Here is a 16957-nt window from a genome sequence, read left to right as displayed (position 1 = left end):
ATTCCCTGGCCCGCGGTATCCTCCGGGGGCCTTTCATCTTATCGGGGCATTTCCGGTAGACCTTTATCCCGCCGGCGGCGGGTTTTTCGCGACGGTCGGATGGATGATCGGGCCGGTGGGGCCGCATTCGATGGTGATGCCGCCATGCGCGCCGGACTGGTAGATCGGCAATTGTGGAAATCGCAATTGCCAGAATGACAATGCCTCGTCCGGGTCGCGTGGGTGAAAGGTCGATCCGTAAAGGATGAGCGACGATGGCCGGCAGGCGTCGACCGCCGCGCGGATCCAGGCCGGCGCTGCGGCGGCGGGCACAATCAGGATCAGCGGTTCGGCCGAATACGAAGGCATCTCCCACGGCAGCCGCAAATCGCGGGGCGGAACATCGCGGAACATCAGAATCGTGCCTTGTGCCGAAGACCAACGATCGGCCCAGACTCGTCGCTGCCCTGTCGTGTCCACCCCAGCCGACAGGAAGCGTGTCCAGCGCGGACCTTCCCGGTCGGTCGCCGCGCCGACCGCCGGGGCCCAGCGAGCATCCCGCCGCCAAGGCAGCCACGAGGCGGCATCGTCCTGTCCGACGGTGTAGCGAAGGAACGGCTCAACGACCCACTGGCGCAGATCATCATCGAGTCCGGGATCATCGACCAAGCCGGTGACTTGGCCTGCGGCGTCGGCAATGATGGCCACACGCCGTCCTCCGGTATCCAGCAGGGAGATGGTGGGCGTTGCCGTTTGAGAGGTGAGCAGTCGGTGGATCGACAGGCCAAGGAGGAGCAGGACGGCATAGTACGCCAACGGACGGAACCAGCGGTAGCGATGACGCAGATTGAACAACAGGACCGTCGCCAGGAGCAGATGAAGCATCACCCAGATCGACGGCGACGGCCACGACAGCACTGCCAACGGCAGCGCGGCGAAATACTGCGCGACCGCCACGGCCAGTTTCAGCAGATGACCGATGGCCCAGGCCAGAAGACCGGCCACAGTCGCCGACAACGGCGAAATCGCCAGGAGCAGAAGCCCCAACTGCGCCGTGAAACCGGCCAGCGGCACCATGATCAGATTGGAAACGACACCGGCGATCGGCACGGTACCAAAGTGCCACGCCGACACCGGCGCGGTGGCGACGGTGGCCGCCACCGAGGCCACGACGAACAAAGTCGCCGTATACGCCCACTTGCGCCGCCAGAAACCATGCAGGCGCGGTTCGACTGTCGCCACGGCGATCAGGATGCCGATCACCGCCGCAAACGAGAGTTGGAATCCGGGACGAAACAGGTGCGCCGGAGCCACAATCAAGATCAAGAGCGCCGCCGCCCCAACCGCGTTGAGCGCCGCAACGGGACGCCACAGCAATTGCCCGATCAGTATGAAGCCGACCATCAACGAGGCGCGCACAACGGAGGGCTCGTTGCGGGTCAGAAAGCTGAAGAGCAGGATGACGGTCAGGGCCAGCAGAGTGCGCGGCCAGCGCGGCACCGCCAGCCAGTACATCGGCAGGAGGATCATCCCCACCACCAGCCAGACGTTCGCGCCGGAAACCGCCAGAAGATGCGAGGTTCCCGACTCGCGAAACACATCATAGACCGGCTTGGGCAGGCGGTCGGTGTCGCCCAGGAGCAATCCCGTCAGAAGCGCATCGGCGTCGGGGTCAAGACGCTCGGCAAAGACGGCGCGGATCCAGCGGCGGAGCGGATCGACAATATTGGTCAACGACCAATTGTGCTGCTGCGCCCAGTGGGTCAGCGGAGTTTCCGGACGGATCGTGGCGTCAAACCCCTGCCGGTGGAGATAATCGGCGTAGTCAAAGCCGCCGGGATTGCGACGGATGGAGGGCGCGAAGATCTGCCCATCAAAACGCAGGTAGTCGCCATAGCGTATGCCCTGAAGCGACGAGATCGAGGTCAAGAGAACCCGTCCGGACACCGGGATGTTGCCGGAACGGCCGCGCACGCCGACCAAGTCCAGCGGCACACGCCAGCCGCTGGTCTTTTGAAATGGGGTGCCATCGACGCGCGCGAAGATTTCAACGCGGCGATGGGCCGACATCAATTCCAGCAGGGCGGGCGAGGGACGTCCGGCGTTTTCCGCTGCAATACGCCAGCACCCCAGCGACACCAACGCCGCCAGCGTCGCCAGCGCGGCGAGCACACGCAGTCCGGGGCGCGCGGAACCGGAGAGCCAAAGCGCGAGTGGAAAGAACGCGAGCGCCAGCCACAGGAGATGGATCGGGGCGACATCGAGCGTGTCGCCGATGAATACACCGATCGCCACCGCGGCGGCCGCCAACAGCGCCGGGTGCCGCGCGCCGCGCACGGCAATCCAATCACGGCGGGGTGAAGTGGTAGAGAGCTCCGTCGCCATCACGCAAAACGCGCATCAGGGGCGCGCGATCTTATGGTGTGCTGGACTTGCGCAGACTGCCCAAGTTGCGATATCCGGCCAGCCAGGTGGCGCCAAGATACAGAACCGCGGCGACGGCCACCATCGCCAGCGCCTGCCCCACCACGCCGAACGGCATAAACGACAGCCAGGCATTCGACCAGAGGTAATAGCCGGCGCCGACGGACAGAGCGGCGATCACGGCGAAGACCAACGCATGCCCGGCGATCGACGCATATCCCATCGCTCCATAGCGGCGCGACGCCACCACCAGGAGGATACTGACCTGAAGGACGGCCGACAGTCCTACCGAGAGCGCCAGTCCGGCATATCCCAAGATGGGGGTCAAGATCGCCATGCCGGCCAGATTGGCGACCACGGCGGCGACGCCGCAGAGCGTGGGCGTGCGGGTGTCCTTGTGGGCGAAAAACAACGGTGTGCAGGCGCGGATGGCGGCCATCGCCGGCAGACCAAGCGCATAGAACGCCAACGCCCGCGCGGTGTGCGCGGTGGCGTCGGCGCCAAATTCCCCGCGCTCATAGAGCGCGGCGCAGATTGGCCCGCCGAGCGCCACAAACGCCACGGCGGTCGGAACGACCAGATAGAGAACGGTCTGAAGCGCTTGACGGTATGTCTGTCGGGCGCGTGCCTCATCGCCGTCAGCGACATACTTCGACAGACGCGCCAGGCCGACCGTGGACGCGGCGACGGCGAAGACTCCGAGCGGGACAAAGAGGATGCGGAAGGCGAAGTTGAGGTAGGCCACCGGGCCATCGCCCAGTTCCCAGGCGGCGCGAGTGATGGCCAGGATATTGATCTGCACCGCCGCCTGCCCGAGGAGCGCGGGCACCAGCAGGCGTCCGATCTGATGCACCCGCCAGTCACGCCAACCGGCAACCAGTCGCAGACGGTGGTCGAAACCTTCGCGATGGATGACCACCGCCTGCACCGCCCACTGCAGGAAGCCGCCCGCCAGCACACCCCACGCCAGCGCCAGCACGGGCGGATCGACATGCCGCGCAAGCAACACGGCGCAGAGAATCATCCCGACATTGAAGCCGGCGGGCGCCAGCGCCGGAATGCCGAACCGCCCCAGAGCGTTCAACGCGCCCATCAGCACCGCCGCCAGCGAGATGAGCAGCAGGAAGGGGAACATCCAGCGGGCCAGGTGAACCAGAAGCGCGATCTTGCCGGGGGTCTCTTCGGTGCCGCCGGAAAGCAGATGGGCGATCTGCGGAGTGAAAATGATGCCCAGCACGCAAAGGATGGCCAGCGCGGGAACGAAAACGCCGAGCACGCGTCGCAGCAGCTCCATGGCCGCCGGACGCCCCTCCTTGGCGAGTACTTCGGAGAAAGTGGGCACGAAGGCAGCGGAGAAGGCCCCTTCGGCGAGGAAGTCGCGAAGCAGATTGGGGATACGGAAGGCGGCGACGAAGGCATCGGTGACCGCGCCGGCGCCGAAGTAATAAGCGATAACTTGTTCGCGGACAATGCCTAAGACGCGCGAGGCGAAAGTCGCCATCGCCACCACCCGCGTCTGACGTGCAAACCGTCTCCCGGATTGTGTGCCCTCGGCGGCGGAGGTAGCGTCTTTGGCGATTGTCATTTCGGTCCGCATTGGTTATAATCGAGGTCTGTAGGATAGCCGCCCGCACAGGGTTGGCAATGGCTAAAACAATGTACGACTAAGGATTTCCTGTGCCGAGAAAGCATCTGTCCGTTCGCAAGCGTCACCGCCAGAGTCTGGTACGTCGCGCCCGCAACCGCTCGGTCAAATCGGCCGTGCGCGGCGCGGTCAAGTCTGTCCTGACCGCCACCGGTGTCGACGAGAAGAAAGAGTCGCTGAAGACCGCTTCGTCGGTGGTGGACAAAGCCGCCGCGCGCGGCGTGATCCACAAGAACAAGGCGGCGCGCATCAAATCGCGTCTGGCGCGCAAGGTGAACACCGCGAAGTAAACCGCGTGGACATCGATCATCGAAGCCCCGGCCCCGGCCGGGGTTTTTGTTTGGTGGGGTCACCAGACCACATGACGGGCCAGCCGTAAAAGTGACGGACGGGCCCGCAGGGCCTTCTTGATCACATCGATCGGATCGATCGCGGTCACGGTCTGGTCGTTGTAGAGTGCGCCCGTCGCGGCGATCACGGCATCGAGATCGGCATTGGACATGCGCAGGAAGATCTGCCGCGCCCAGAGAAAGTAGCGCATCTGCCGACCGCGCGCCGCCATCCAGCGCTCGGGATACCGCTTAAGAATGGACAGGTCGCCGCGGCCATCGCGCAGAAACTCCACGGCGGTCTCCCCGGCCAAGCGTCCCGACCACAGCGCGTTGGCAATGCCGGCGCCGGTGATCGAGTCGAGAAGACGGGCCGCATCGCCGGTGACCAGCACGTTCTGTTTCAGCATGAACTTGCGTCCGCAGAATTCGGGAATGCCGCCGACCGTTCGTTTCAGAGGCGTCGGAGCGGCGGCGCCGAATCGTCGTTTCATGAACTCACGCAGCATCGGCATCGCCTTGCGCGATCCGGCGACCGCCGGCGCGAGCGCAATGCCGACATTGGCCAGGTCCTCCCCTTTCGGGAACACCCACGCATAACCGCCCGGCGCGATCTCGGTGTCGAAGTAGAACTCCATGCGGGTCGGGTCGAGATCGGGCACGCCGGAGAACAGAAATTGCGCCGCCGAATCGAGACGATCGGTGGGCAAGAGCGTGTCCAGGCCCGCCCAACGAGCCACCATTGATTCGATGCCGTCGGCAGCGATGATGACGGCGCAACCAGCGATGTACGCGCGGCCATTCTCCTGCAAACGAACGCCACGGAAGCGGCCGCCATCGTCGGCAACCAGTCCGGTGGCCTCGGTGTTGGTGACCACGTCGCAGCCGTGCGCGGCGGCGATGTCAACCAGGCCCTGCTCAAAACGGCGGCGCGAGAGCACATAGCCGGCGTCGGGGTGATGCAGGCGCAGTTGCCGGCCCCCGGGAGAGTAGAGCACGCAGCGCTCGATGTCGGCGTCGATCCAGCGACGGTCCACCGGGATGTTGTCGTTGAGACCGCACAGCGAGATGCCCTCGGCGCAGCAGAGCGGCTCGCCGATCACCGCGTGCTTTTCCACCAGCAGGGTGCGCAGTCCGGCGCGCGCGGTGGTGATCGCCGCCAGGCCCCCCGCCGGCCCGGCGCCGACGATCACCACATCATAGTCGCGATCAGATACCGGCATCAGCCAGTGCGCCTCATTCGATGGTCAGCGCCTCGGTGGGGCAGGCGATTACGCAGGCATCGCAGAGCACGCACTCGCTCTGGATGACTTCCAATTCGGTGGCATGGAGGACCAGCGCGTCATAGCCGCAGACGGCCACACAGAGGCCGCACTCGGCGCAGGCCGCTTGATCAAGTTGGAGTTCCTTCGCAGGCATGCCGTTTCCCGCCGCCGGCGGCGGCCGGAAAACACTAACGGAAACGCTCGGCAAAGGCAAGCGGGGGCAAAGCGGCGGGACTATGATTTGGGCGAAAACGGCGGCGACCTGCGGGGGCGCGATCCGGTCTGAATCTGGATGTTCATTTTCAGCGGCGCCATGTCGAGCACGCCGGCGATGGCGCGGTTCTGTTCCGGCGCCACCCAGGACAATTCGAAGGGGATTTTCTCTTTCAGAGCGCGCACGAGGGTCCAGACTTTCAATTCCTCCGAACCAACGGGCATGCGTTGATTCAGATGCTCGATCAAGGCGCCGGCGTCGGTGAGGACTTCGAGGCGCTGACCCTCGAAGGCCTTTGGGTTGTCCTCGACAAACCGCAGGAGCGCCAAGAGTGCGGCGTACTCGCAGACGGTGGCCGTGCCATCCTGGGCCATGCGATATTGCAACCCCCAGTCGGGAATGGCAAACGAGGCGACACCCCGGCCCCGCCGGGCACGGTCGGTCTGATTGTTGGTCCCCCAGATATAACAGCGCATAGCATCAGGCCAACAGTGGCCTGGGAGTAAGTGGGGCAAACCGGATGCCGTTGATCGGAGCGGGGCTGAAATCGCGCCACACCGCCAATGCGCAGAGAACCAACGCGTTACAACGATTGGTCGAGCGCGCCCGTGCGGCGTCCGTTGAACAGGTTGCAGCGCAGTGCAGAATCGCGACGTTCAGCAGATGCCGAGTGTGGCCAGACGGATGATCCCGTCGGCCTCCAGGCGATAGCGCCGCTTCATCGAGACCATCTGGAACCCGACCGACTCGTAGAGCCGCTCGGCGCCGGTGGGGTTCTCGGAGTCGACGGTTAGCTCCACGGCGGCGACACCGCGCTCGGTGAGGGTGCGGATGGAGTGTGTGAGCAGGACGCGACCCAGACCGACGCCGCGATGGCCGCGGCGGATGCCGATGGCGAGGACCTCGCCGATCGTGTCATCCTGTGGCTCGATGCGGCAGAACGCGAATCCGGCGAAGCGGCCATCGGGATGCACCAGCACGATGTCCAGCGCGGGATCGTAGTCGGGATCGGACTCGATGTCGTGGAGGAAGTACTCAATCGTCAGGGGCATGAAACCATAGTGATCCACCCAGGTGTCGTTGAACATGGCGACATACTCGGCGGCGGCCTGTGCTCCGGGGCCGTGGATGTAGGAGTATCCCGGAGGCGGTGGCAATTCGACGGTGGCCGCGGGTTTGTCGAGCCGCATGATGCGGTAGAAGCGGATGGCGCGAAACCCGGCGTCCTCGAGGAACTCCCGCCGCGGCCAATCTTCATCCTTGACCATTTCCACCAGCGCGGCCGGGGCGGCGGTCGTGTCGAGCTCTTCCTGCATGCGCCGCGCCGCCCACAAGAGCAGCGCGCGCGACAACCGTGTCCAGTCGGGCACGTCCGGGGGCACCCGGCAGTCCAGTCGCCCCTGCCGGACACCGGAAACATCGTTGATCGACAGCACCGCATAGCCGCCAATGCGGCCATCGGTGCATTCGCAGACGGCGATGTCGCGGCGCGGGTCGATGCCGGGGATGGTCAGGTCGTAGAGGATACGTTCGGAGGAATAGGGCTCGCCGGTGACCAGCGCGGCGATGCCGGCCAGCGCCGCGGTGTCACCCACCGGATCGTACGGACGCAGGTTCAGGGGTTCCACGTTGTTGGGAACGCGCGCTGTCAGGCGAGCGATTGGGTGAGTCCCTCGATGCGCGAGGCCGCCTCGAGATACTTGCCGGTGGCGGTGGCAAAGATCGTTCCATCGTCGCCGATGAGTTCGCCGGAGGTCTCCAGCAGGCGGCCGCGATCGCCGGTGACCCGTCCGACCAGCCGCAACGAGGTTCCGACCGGGATGGCCTTGCGGAAGCGGACTGTCAATTCCACCGTCATGCAATACCGCTTGCGCGCAAGGACCGCCTTGGCCATGATCTCATCCAGCAGGGTCGAGACCAGCCCGCCATGGAAGATGCCCTTGTACCCCTGGTATCGGCCATCGGCGACATACGCGGCGACGGCCTCGTCGTTGTCGGAGTAAAACGCGATGCGCAGCCCGTGAGGATTCTGATCCCCGCAGACAAAACAACCGCTGTACTTGACGATCTCCTCCACGCGCGCACGATACGCCCGCGCGGGCCGGGGATCAAGGGCAGACGGTGTAAGTGTCCGATTGCGCGAAGCGGCCGGACGCGAGACGCAGATCCACCGTCCCGTCAACAATCGTGCCGCTGAGATCCCAGGCGAAAACAACATCGTAGCCAAGGATGACGTCGAATTCGGTGCGACGAATGCGGCCGCTGACAAGCCCGGAGAGCGTGCCGAGATCCCAGACACCGCCGCTCTTGTCAAACTCGGCGTCGGTGATCGCGATCACCACCGAGTCGCACGGTTGTTCGTTGCAACGTTTGCCAACGGAGTAGGACGCCCGCAAACTGGCGGAGAGAGTGGCCGTCTCTGTGTCCAGATCATCCAGCGTCACTTTGAGCACGCCCTCCCACTCCACCGCCCCGTCGCCGAAACCGTCGATACGACCGTAGATCACCTCATGCACGACACGGGAGGCCTCGATCGGCGACGTGTGAATCAGCACGCCGGTGTCAACCAGTCGTCCCAGATCCCAGAACGCCACATAGCGGGTGGTGTCGATGACCCGGTTGTAGCCGACGCCCCAGCTGGTGTTTTCGTCGACGAAGTTCGAACTGCCATCGCGCCGGCGGGGCGGCATCGAGAAGGGCCACTCGAGGCCGGGGATGGAGCCGGTGTCGGTCTCAAGACGGGCCTTCAAGGCATCATTGATCGCCACACACATCTGTGACAACGCCGAGTCGACCGCCAGCTGTACGGCGGGGTAGCGTTCGGCCTCCAGCGGCGTATCGTCGTTGGCGCCCTTGTCATCCATGCAGCCGGCCATTCCCAGGAGCCCGGCCAACGCCACTGTCAGACTCCAGCCAATCCATGTGCGCGTCGTCATCGTGTTTGACCCTCCGGTTCCGCTATTACTGGCGGGCATTAAGCATATTCCCGGCGAAAAAAACAACCCCGCCCGCGGGACGCGGGCGGGGCCGGAATCTTCGCCGTGGCCGATCAATCGGGGGGATAGCAGACTTGGCCGCTGAAATCCTCGCTGAAATCGCCCGATTCGACATGCAGCGTGGCGTTGCCGCCGCCGGTGAAGGTGATCGAAGCGTCCCAGGAGCCCTCGGCTTCGGCCTCGTTCTCGCCCTGCCGGACGTCGAGCGCCACATTCAGTCCTGCGGAAACCTCGCCGCTGGTGGGACAGAGTTCACCCCGGAATTCGGTCAGTGGGACCACCACCTCATCGTAATCGGCCGTGAAGTCGAAGTCGATTTCGGCTTCGGCGGTGTCGCCGGAAGCCGCTTGCAGCAGGAATCCGACGTCGGCGGCGCCGTCCACCTGCGCCGTGAGGGCGTCCACTTTATTGACCGCGAGCCGGGTCGCGGTCTGCGCGCTCAGCGACAGGTAGTCACCGGCGCCGGCGGACAACGGCGCCGCGGTCCCCGAGAGGCTGCTGGTCAGCTGCATCGCCATCTCGACGCTCATCGTGGTCACCGGATCGGGATCGATCTGCGGATTGCCCTGGCCGTCTTTGAACCGGATCGAGTCGCGCGCGATCACCTGAAACGCGCTTTGCGCGTCGGTACTCGAGATGCTGTAATAGATCTCCCACCACCCTGATACGAAGTTGTAATCCACATACAGCGACTCGACGTCGACGGATGTCGCACCGGCTTTGGCCGGCGGCAGCGCGCGTTTGCCGAGCGTGACCACATCGGAGGTGTCGATGCCGTCCCAGTACTGGCCCGCCATCAGGCCCAGCACATAGCTGGCGATGTCGACGGCGCCGGTCTGGTTTTCGGGATCAAACGAAAAGTACTGCTGGATGATTTCGAACTGTTCCTCCTCGGACAGTTGCGCGGGGCCGGACCCCTTGTCATCGTCGCCGCAACCGAATGCGCAGAGACCGATCCCGAGCGCCAGCGCCATTCCGGCGGCCGGCTGGAGCCATTTGCGCATGCCAGTCTCCTCCTTGGTTATGTCGCTTCATCTCTCCGCTAGCGTCGTGCCAGCAGCTGCGCCATAATGGCGCCCTGCGCCCACATCCGGTTTTCGGCTTCGTCGAAGACCACCGCCTGCTTGCTGTCAAGCACTTCGGCGGTGATCTCCCGCCCGCGCTCGGCGGGCAGACAGTGCATCACGATCGCCGTGGCCTTGGCATGCTTCATCAGGTCCGTGTTGACCTGGAAGGGCCTGAGCAGTCGTTCGCGTTCGTAGGCCAGGTCCTTCTGCCCCATCGATGCCCAGACATCGGTGTAGACGACATCGGCGCCGGCCACCGCCTCCCTGGCCTCGTGGGTGATGGTGATTTTCGAATGCCCCTCCTTGCGCGCCATCTCGACCAGCGCCATGTCGGGCAGCGTCTGCGGCGAAGTGGCCAGGCGCAGGTCCATCGGGATGCGCGCCGCCAACTCGACCCAGGAATTGAACACATTGTTGCCGTCGCCGAGGAAGGCGACGGACAGATTGTCGATGCGGCCCAAATGCTCGCGCGCGGTCAGGATGTCGGCCATGATCTGGCAGGGATGCGACGCGTCGGTGAGGGCGTTGATGACCGGCACGGTCGCATAGCGCGCCAGTTCCTCGACATCCGACTGCTTGAAGGTGCGGATGATGATCATGGCCAGGTAGCGCGACATCACGCGGGCAACATCGGCGATGGTCTCGCGCACGCCGAGCTCGATTTCCCGGTCGGTGATGAACATCGGATGGCCGCCAAAGCGGACGATGCCGGCTTCGAAACTCTGGCGGGTGCGCAGCGAGGGTTTATGGAAGATGCAGCCGACCGTCTGGTCAATCAGCGGGCGCGGCGCGACCTTCCCCTTCTTCCAGGCCAGCGCCCAGTCGAGGGTGGCGCGAATCTCGGCGGTGGAGAAATCGCTGACGCGCAAAAAATCCTTGGCCTTGACCCCCGCGGGCATTCCGGAGGGAGTCTTCGGTTTGGGACGCGCGGCGGCCTTCTTCGGTTTGGCGGACGACTTGGATGTGCGGGCGGGTTTGCGGGCGGTCTTCTTCTTGGCAGGCATAGGGTGTCTCCGAGTTGTTGGGCACGAAACGCGCCGCAAATGTTATACAACGGCGCGCGAGTGATCAAGCCGATTCAAATGTGGGAGTCACTGCCTGCGGAATTGTGGCAGATCAGGAAAGCGGTGGGCACAAAGAGCGTGCCCACCCTACGATTCCAAGACATCGCGAAACGGCTCCTCATCAAGAAACGTCATTCCGTGCGAAGCGAGGAATCTGCCTTTCTTCCGCCTGGGGAACGCGGAAACCCATGCCGCCAGGAAGCGGCGGGCATCGCAACGACATAGGGTCGATTGTGTTGACGGCACCCTACAGAATGTAGCGACTGAGGTCCTCGTCATCGACGATGTCGCGGAGGGCCTTCTGCACATCGCGGCGGTCGAAGACGACCTTGCGGGTCTTCTGAGACGGCGCGCGAAACATCAGATCCTCCAGCAATGTGGTCATGATGGTGTGCAGACGGCGCGCGCCGATGTTTTCCGTGCGCTCGTTGACCAGTTGCGCGGTCTGGGCGACCTCGTCGATCGCTTCCGGGGTGAACTCAACTTCGATCTTCTCGGTGGCCAACAACGCCTTGTACTGCTTGATGAGGGCGTTTTGCGGCTCGGTCAGGATGCGCACGAAGTCGGCGGCGGTCAGCGAGTCGAGTTCGACGCGGATGGGAAAGCGGCCCTGCAGCTCCGGGATCAGGTCGGAGGGTTTGGCGATGTGGAAGGCGCCGGCGGCGATGAAGAGGATGTGGTCGGTCTTCACCATGCCGTAGCGGGTCATGATGCTGGTTCCTTCGATGATCGGCAGGATGTCGCGCTGGACCCCTTCGCGCGAGACATCGGGGCCGCTGGAGGACTTTGAGCGGTCGGCGGCAATCTTGTCCAGTTCGTCGATGAAGATGATGCCCGAGTTCTCCACCAGCGAGATCGCCTGCGTCACGCAATCGTCCATGTCGACCAGCTTGTCGATCTCCTCGGCGGCGAGGATGCGCCGGGCATCGGCGACCGACACTTTGCGCCGCTTGGGTTTTTTCGGCATCATCGAGGAGAACATTTCCTGCACGTTGACGCCGAGATCCTCGATCCCGGCCGGCGAGAGCACCTCCACCACCGGGAACCGGGGCGCGGACGCCTCCAGCTCGACCTGCTTGTCGTCGAGGAGATTCTGCTGCAACTGGGCGCGCAGCTTTTCGCGGGTGCGTTCCCATTTGGCCAGCGCGTCGTGATCGGGCGCCTCGGCGGCGCCTTGACGGGCGGTGCGCCGCGGCAGGGGCGGCAGGAGCAGATCGAGGACGCGTTCATCGGCCAGGGCCGACGCCTTCTCGGCGACCTTGCCGGCGCGTTCGCGCTTGACCATCGCCACCGACAGATCGATCAGGTCGCGCACCATCGACTCGACATCGCGTCCGACATAGCCGACCTCGGTGTACTTCGAGGCCTCCACCTTCAGGAAGGGCGCTCCCGCCAGCGCGGCCAGGCGTCGGGCAATCTCGGTTTTGCCGACGCCGGTGGGGCCGATCATGATGATGTTGTTGGGCATGATCTCGTCGCGCAGCGGTCCCTGCACCCGTTGGCGGCGCCAGCGGTTGCGCAACGCGATCGCCACCGCGCGTTTGCCGCGGTCCTGGCCGACGATGTAGCGGTCCAGCTCGGCGACGATCTGCTGCGGGGTCAATTCGGCCTGGAGATTGACCTCGGACGAATCGGGACTGCCACTGATGTAGACGGGATCGGACATGGGATGGCTCAGAGCACCTCGACGGTGATGTCCTTGTTGGTGAAGATACAGATGTCGGCGGTGATTTCCAGCGCGGTGCGCACGATCTGATCAGGCGGCAGTTTGGAGTGGCGCACCAGCGCCCGCGCCGCCGACAGGGCAAAGGGCGCGCCCGAGCCGATCGCGATGATGCCGTCATCGGGCTCGATCACATCGCCGTTGCCGGAGATGATGAGCCCATGTTCGGCATCGATGACCGCCAGCATCGCCTCGAGACGGCGCAGGTACTTGTCCAAGCGCCAGTCTTTGGCCAGTTCGACCGCGGCGCGCGGCAGGTTGCCATTGAAATCCTCGAGTTTCATCTCGAAGCGCTCAAAGAGCGTGAAGGCATCGGCCGAGGCGCCGGCAAATCCGGCAAGGATCGGCCAGTCGCCCAGACGGCGCACCTTCTGGGCGGTGTGCTTCATGATCGTGTCATCGAAGGTGACCTGGCCGTCGCCGCCCATGGCCGTCTGCCCGCGCAGGGTCATGCCAAGCACGGTTGTCGAACGCCACTGGTGATCGCGCATCATCGTTCAGCCCGCCTTTTCGCCGGGAAAGTGTTTGCGGTAGACCTCCGCCAACCGGTGCGGAGTGGTGTGGGTGTAAATCTGCGTGGTCGACACGCTCTGGTGCCCGAGCAATTGCTGCAGCGAAAGCAGATCGGCGCCGCGGTCCAGCAGATGGGTGGCGCAGGTGTGGCGCAATCGATGCGGCGAGGTGTGGCCGCCGGTGGCGCGGGCGAATGAGTCGGCGATGATGTTGGCCACGGCGCGGGTGGTGAGCCGTCCCTCGCGGCGATTGACGAAGACCGGTTTGCCCGGCGCGGCCGCGGCGACGGGGCCGGCGGCGGCCAGCATCTTCAGCGTCGCCTGCACCCGCGCGCCCAGAGGCGCCATCCGTTCGCGGCGACGTTTGCCGTAGAGGCGCACGAGGCCGTCCTCGAATTGCAGATCGCTCCAGTTCAATCCGACGACCTCGGCCACGCGCGCGCCGGTGGCGTACATGAACTCGACCAACGCACGGTCGCGCACTTCCCAGCGTGTCCCAGTCGGCAGCGCCGCCAGCCAGCGCTCCATCTGCGACTCACCGACAAAGCGCGGCAACGACGGCGCGAACTTGACCGAGGGCACCCGTTCGGCCCAGTCGGCCTCCGTCGCGCCCTGCCGGTACAGAAAGGAGAGAAACGAGCGCAGCACCGCCGCGGAGCGGGCAATCGAGCGATTCGACAGCCCGTCGGCGGCCAGCGATGCGAGGTGATTCTGGAACCGCTGCGGCGAGAAGGCGCGCTCGCCGGGTGGCGTGTCGCCGAGTTTCTGCGAGCGGAGAAAACGAGACAACTCACGCTCGTAGGCCAAAACGGTCAAGGGCGAGTAGCGACGCGCCCCCGCCAGATCCGTCATGAACCGTCCCGCCCACACCGACAAAGTGTCCGCCATGCCCCCATCCCCGCGTTCGCGCGGCCGCCGGTCCACGGATGGCGGACACGGCAAGACTCGACAAACGCGACGGCACAAGGTATCACAGCGGCGGTTTCGACGCAACCGCAGGGGATTGACAGAACGGTGCCGCCGCGCGTTGCCGGATCCCCGGCGCGCGCCACCGCCGCACGGTAGGCCCGCGTCGATTGCAGGCGATTGCCCTGATCACCAATGCAACCAGGCCCCGAGCGTCACCGCTCGGGGCCTGCTCCTCACTGAGGAGAGATTCTGTCGGATCAATCAGGCTTCGACTGGCTCGGGTTGTTCCACAGCCGTTTCGGCCATGACCACATGCTTGCAGACCGGGCAGAGGAAATGCTCGCCCTTGGCCTTGGTCGATTTGGCCAGCATGAACGGCGAGTGGCATTGCGGGCACTCGCGCGGCACCGGCCGGTCCCAGACGGCATACTTGCAGTTCGGGTAATTCGAGCATGAATAGAAGGGCCGTCCGAAGCGGGTGCGCCGCGGCACCAGTTCGCCGTTGCAGCCGTCCTCAGGGCACTTGACGCCGGTCGGAATCGGCTTGGTGTTCTTGCAGGTCGGATAGGCCGAGCAGGCAAGGAAACGTCCGAAACGTCCGCTCTTGATCACCATCGGCGCGCCGCACTTTTCGCAGACCTGGTCGGTCGGCTCGGCGGCTGCGGCCTCCTTGCGATCGGGATCGCTGGTGTAGCGGCACTTCGGATAGGCCGAGCAGGCAATGAACTTGCCGGAACGTGACCAGCGCACGATCAACTGCGATCCGCATTCGGGGCAGGGATCGGGCAGGACTTCGCGGTGCGACTGTTTGATCTCGGCAACGCGCTCGGACGCGTGCGCCAGGGAGCCGGACAGGGGACCATAAAAGGCGTGCATGATCTCGGTCCAGGTTTCAGTCCCTTCCTCGATGCGGTCGAGTTCCAGTTCCATTTCGGCGGTGAACTCGACATTGAACATCTCGGGGAAGGCGTCGACCAGAATCGCATTGACCGTCTCGCCCAGCCCGGTCGGATACAGACGGCGCTCCTCCAGCTTGACATAGTTGCGCGCCAGGATGGTGGAGATGATCTGGGCGTAGGTCGACGGACGGCCGATGCCGTTGGCCTCAAGTTCCTTGACCAGCGAGGCCTCGGTGTAGCGCGCCGGCGGTTTGGTCCAGTGCTGCTCGGGGAGCACATCGACCATGACCAGCGGGTCGTGTTCCGCCAGCTTGGGCAGGGCCACGACCTTCTTGCCGTTGCCGTTGCCATTGCCGTTTTCCTCGGCGACATCCTCGTAGACTTTGAGGAATCCGGGGAAGACCACCTTTTCGGCGCCGGTTTTCAGTGTGTAGCGATGTCCCTTCTTTGACTTGGGATCGGCGACCGCGGCGGTGATGTCAACCGAGGTGCGCTCGATTTCGGCCGGTGCCATTTGTGAGGCGACGAAGCGGTTCCAGATCAGCGTGTAGAGCTTCAACTGATCGGCGCTCAGGTACTTCTTGACCGTGGCCGGCGGCAGGTCGAAGTAGGTCGGACGGATCGCTTCGTGGGCGTCCTGGGTCCGCTTCTTGGACGTGTAGACCGGCGGGGTTTCCGGGCAGTAATCCTTGCCGTACTCGCTGACGATGAACTCGCGCGCGGCCTGTTGGGCTTCCTGCGCCACGCGGGTCGAATCGGTGCGCATGTAGGTAATGAGACCGACCGCGCCCTTGTCGCCGACTTCGACGCCCTCATAGAGCGCTTGGGCGACCGACATGGTCTTTTTGGGCGAGAAGCGGATCCGTGCCGCGGCATCCTGCTGGAGCGTGGAGGTCACATACGGCGGGTAGGGCTGTCGCTTGCGGTCGGTGGTCTTGACCGCAGCCACGCTGTAGTCGGCTTCGCGCAATTCCGCTTCGATGCGCCGGGCGGTGGCGCCTTCAAGGATGTCGAGCTTTTCGCCGTCGCGCTCGGCGACCACGGCCGTAAAGCTGGCCTTGGCCTTGTCACCCTTCTTGTACAATTCGACGCCGATCGACCAGTATTCCTGCGGCACGAAGGCGCGGATCTCGGCCTCGCGCTCGCAGACCAGACGCAACGCGACCGATTGGACCCGACCGGCCGACAATCCACGGCAGACCGTCTTCCAGAGGAAGGGGCTGATCTGGTAGCCGACCAGCCGGTCGAGGACACGGCGGGCCTGCTGGGCATCGACTTTGTTCTGGTCGATGGAGCCCGCGTTCTTCAGCGCCTCAATCACGGCGCTCTTGGTGATCTCATTAAATGTAGCACGGCGTAGTTTGGCCTTCGAGCCCTTGAGAATGCCGGCTACATGCCACGCAATGGCCTCTCCCTCGCGATCAGGATCGGGAGCGAGATAGATGACGTCGGCCTTCTTGGCCGCCTCTTTTAAGGTCTTGATTACCTTCTCTTTACCTTCGATTTGTTCGTATTCGGGCCGGAAGTCGTTTTCCACATCGACGCCCAGACGGCTGCTCGGCAAGTCAACTATGTGCCCCATCGTGGCGGCCACATCATAGTTCGCCCCGAGGAATTTCTTGAGCGTCTTTGTCTTGGTCGGCGACTCGACGATTACTAAGTTCTTGGCCATATTAACCTTACGTTTGTGTTGGCTGTCCTGACCCGCCCGGTTCCAACGTCTCCGTATCCGATTCTGTTCCCCAGCCGGGTCAGATTGTAGGCCGGGAGAGGATACGATTTGGGTTATCGGGTCATTAGGTATTGGGTTTAGCCAACAGCCAAAAAGCGATACAGTTTCTCCCGGCGTCGGGGCAAAAGGGCCGCCAATCTGTCCTGTCGCGACCGGGTTTGACAAGCGAAATCGACCGGCGGATCCATCCCGCCGGTCG

General features: G+C 64.3%; 15 protein-coding genes. 1 reads left to right on the top strand and 14 read right to left on the bottom strand.

Features of this window, described 5'->3' with window-relative positions; translation table 11 throughout:
* Positions 1 to 63: 63 nt before the first annotated feature.
* Both VNN55_06365 and murJ read right to left on the bottom strand, forming a co-directional pair.
* Positions 64 to 2364 carry a ComEC/Rec2 family competence protein gene (locus tag VNN55_06365; protein HWO57173.1) on the bottom strand — a complete coding sequence of 767 codons (2301 nt, stop codon included), beginning with the start codon at positions 2362 to 2364 and terminating at the stop codon, positions 64 to 66.
* Positions 2365 to 2395: 31 nt separating this feature from the next.
* Complete coding sequence (gene murJ / locus VNN55_06360) at positions 2396 to 3988, bottom strand: murein biosynthesis integral membrane protein MurJ (GenBank protein ID HWO57172.1); 1593 nt, start codon at positions 3986 to 3988, stop codon at positions 2396 to 2398.
* 92 nt (positions 3989 to 4080) lie between these two features.
* On the opposite strand from murJ, the gene rpsT reads away from it, so the two are divergent.
* On the top strand, positions 4081 to 4338 hold the full coding sequence (rpsT, locus tag VNN55_06355; GenBank protein ID HWO57171.1) for a 30S ribosomal protein S20: 258 nt from the start codon (positions 4081 to 4083) through the stop codon (positions 4336 to 4338).
* 59 nt (positions 4339 to 4397) lie between these two features.
* Here the strand turns inward: rpsT and VNN55_06350 are convergent, their stop codons facing one another.
* The 12 genes from VNN55_06350 to topA all read right to left on the bottom strand — a co-directional run bounded on the left by VNN55_06350 (position 4398) and on the right by topA (position 16698).
* Positions 4398 to 5600 carry an NAD(P)/FAD-dependent oxidoreductase gene (locus VNN55_06350; GenBank protein HWO57170.1) on the bottom strand — a complete coding sequence of 401 codons (1203 nt, stop codon included), beginning with the start codon at positions 5598 to 5600 and terminating at the stop codon, positions 4398 to 4400.
* Between the two features lie 13 nt (positions 5601 to 5613).
* Complete coding sequence (locus VNN55_06345; GenBank protein HWO57169.1) at positions 5614 to 5796, bottom strand: 4Fe-4S binding protein; 183 nt, start codon at positions 5794 to 5796, stop codon at positions 5614 to 5616.
* Positions 5797 to 5876: 80 nt separating this feature from the next.
* Positions 5877 to 6332, bottom strand: coding sequence for a hypothetical protein (locus VNN55_06340; protein HWO57168.1), 456 nt, complete (start codon positions 6330 to 6332; stop codon positions 5877 to 5879).
* Positions 6333 to 6512: 180 nt separating this feature from the next.
* The gene (locus VNN55_06335; protein HWO57167.1) at positions 6513 to 7484 is read right to left on the bottom strand and encodes a GNAT family N-acetyltransferase; all 972 of its coding nucleotides are present in this window, start codon (positions 7482 to 7484) and stop codon (positions 6513 to 6515) included.
* 20 nt (positions 7485 to 7504) lie between these two features.
* Positions 7505 to 7933, bottom strand: coding sequence for a PaaI family thioesterase (locus VNN55_06330; GenBank protein HWO57166.1), 429 nt, complete (start codon positions 7931 to 7933; stop codon positions 7505 to 7507).
* Between the two features lie 31 nt (positions 7934 to 7964).
* Entirely contained in the window at positions 7965 to 8792 is an 828-nt protein-coding gene (locus tag VNN55_06325) for a hypothetical protein (GenBank protein HWO57165.1), read from the bottom strand.
* Positions 8793 to 8905: 113 nt separating this feature from the next.
* Positions 8906 to 9856, bottom strand: a complete 951-nt coding sequence (locus VNN55_06320; protein ID HWO57164.1) for a hypothetical protein — start codon at positions 9854 to 9856, stop codon at positions 8906 to 8908.
* Positions 9857 to 9894: 38 nt separating this feature from the next.
* Positions 9895 to 10923 carry an ornithine carbamoyltransferase gene (argF, locus tag VNN55_06315; protein HWO57163.1) on the bottom strand — a complete coding sequence of 343 codons (1029 nt, stop codon included), beginning with the start codon at positions 10921 to 10923 and terminating at the stop codon, positions 9895 to 9897.
* 307 nt (positions 10924 to 11230) lie between these two features.
* Positions 11231 to 12649 (bottom strand): ATP-dependent protease ATPase subunit HslU, encoded by a 1419-nt coding sequence (gene hslU, locus VNN55_06310; protein HWO57162.1) that lies wholly within the window; start codon positions 12647 to 12649, stop codon positions 11231 to 11233.
* An 8-nt stretch (positions 12650 to 12657) separates the two neighbouring features.
* Positions 12658 to 13197, bottom strand: a complete 540-nt coding sequence (gene hslV, locus VNN55_06305; GenBank protein ID HWO57161.1) for an ATP-dependent protease subunit HslV — start codon at positions 13195 to 13197, stop codon at positions 12658 to 12660.
* Positions 13198 to 13203: 6 nt separating this feature from the next.
* The gene (locus tag VNN55_06300; protein ID HWO57160.1) at positions 13204 to 14106 is read right to left on the bottom strand and encodes a tyrosine-type recombinase/integrase; all 903 of its coding nucleotides are present in this window, start codon (positions 14104 to 14106) and stop codon (positions 13204 to 13206) included.
* 282 nt (positions 14107 to 14388) lie between these two features.
* Entirely contained in the window at positions 14389 to 16698 is a 2310-nt protein-coding gene (gene topA, locus VNN55_06295; GenBank protein ID HWO57159.1) for a type I DNA topoisomerase, read from the bottom strand.
* Between the last annotated feature and the right edge of the window lie 259 nt (positions 16699 to 16957).

The organism is bacterium (assembly GCA_035559435.1).
Lineage (GTDB): Bacteria > Zixibacteria > MSB-5A5 > WJJR01 > WJJR01 > JACQFV01.
This window is presented reverse-complemented; position numbering and strand designations above follow the sequence as displayed.